Here is a 1,329-nt window from a genome sequence, read left to right on the forward strand (position 1 = left end):
TGAGCTTCCCCCGCTGTGTGGGAGGTGCTGACTAGCTGGTCAGGGCGGGTTGGCGGGGTTTCAGGTTCACCGGTTCGGCCGTTGCCTGGTTGGCGTAGTGCTTCTCCTCGAACTCGATGGGGCTGAGGTAGCCGAGTCGTTTCTGGATGCGCCGGCTGTTGTAGAAACCGTCGATGTACTCGAAGAGCGCGAGGTTCGCTTCGGCCCTGGTGGCGAAGACGCGGCCGCGGATGCACTCGGTCTTGATCAGCATCCACAGGTTCTCCGCGAGGGCGTTGTCGTAGGAGTCCCCGACAGAGCCCATGGATGCTTCAATTCCCGCTCGAACCAGGCGTGTTGTGAGCTTGATCGACGTGTATTGACAGCCGTGGTCGGCGTGATGGATCAGCTCGCCGGGCGTGACTTCGCGGCTGGCGAGGGCGTACTCGAGCGAGGTGAGGACCAGGTCGGCGTCCGCGCGAGCGGAGGTCTCCCAGGCCACCACACGCCGCGAGAACGCGTCGCGGATGGCCGAGAGCCACAGCGGCCCCTCGTCGGTGGGGACCATGGTCAGGTCGGTGACCCAAAGCCGGTCCGGCTCGCTCGCGGTGAAGTCGCGCTGGACCAGGTCCGGGGCAAGGTCGGCGTCCGGGTCGCGGCGGGTGTGCCCTTTGCCCGTGCGGCGTGGGCTGATGCCGGCGAGGTCGGCCTCGCGCATCAGCCGCTCGACCCGTTTGCGGCCGATGTGGACGCCTTCGCGTTTGAGGACGGCGTGCACGCGCGGGGAGCCGTAGATCCCGCCGGAGTCGGCGTGGACCTGCCGGATCTTCTTGGTCAGCTCGGCGTCCTGACGTTTCCTGTCACACGGCTCCTTTTCGGCACGGCGCCAGCGGTAGTAGGTGGAGGTGGGGATGTGCAGTTCCCGGAGTACGGGCTCGACCCCCAGATGCGGGTGCTCGTCGAGGAGCGCTCTCACCTGGGCCGGGTCGGGTCGAGCTGCGCGGCGAAAAAAGCCGAGGCCGTCCGCAGGACCTCGTTCGCCCGGCGTAGCTCGCGCACCTCGCGCCGCAGATGGGCCAGCTCCTCCTTCTCCTCGGTGGTGAGCAGGTCGTCCCGCTCGCCGGCATCGGCCTCGGCCTGCCGGATCCAGCCGCGCAGGGCCTCGTGGTGCACGCCGAGCTCCTCGGCGAGACGGCGGATGACGGGCTTCGGCTCGGACGTGCGATACATCCGGACCGCACGTTCACGCAACTCCAGCGGATATTTCCTGGGCGCAGGCATCGTCAGATCTCCTCTCACGAGAACCATCTGACCTGCTGTCACCCCTCCTCGCATCTCGGGGGAACCTCA

General features: G+C 67.5%; 2 protein-coding genes. Both read right to left on the reverse strand.

The annotated features are described in order from the left end of the window. Positions 1 to 31: 31 nt before the first annotated feature. The gene (locus ABZ818_RS42810; RefSeq protein ID WP_361427762.1) at positions 32 to 955 is read right to left on the reverse strand and encodes an IS3 family transposase; all 924 of its coding nucleotides are present in this window, start codon (positions 953 to 955) and stop codon (positions 32 to 34) included. Further along, entirely contained in the window at positions 952 to 1,260 is a 309-nt protein-coding gene (locus ABZ818_RS42815; RefSeq protein WP_361427765.1) for a transposase, read from the reverse strand. Before ABZ818_RS42815 ends, ABZ818_RS42810 begins: the two co-directional genes overlap by 4 nt. Positions 1,261 to 1,329: the final 69 nt, after the last annotated feature.

Source organism: Streptomyces sp. NPDC047453, assembly GCF_040643155.1.
In the GTDB taxonomy this organism is placed as follows: domain Bacteria; phylum Actinomycetota; class Actinomycetes; order Streptomycetales; family Streptomycetaceae; genus Streptomyces.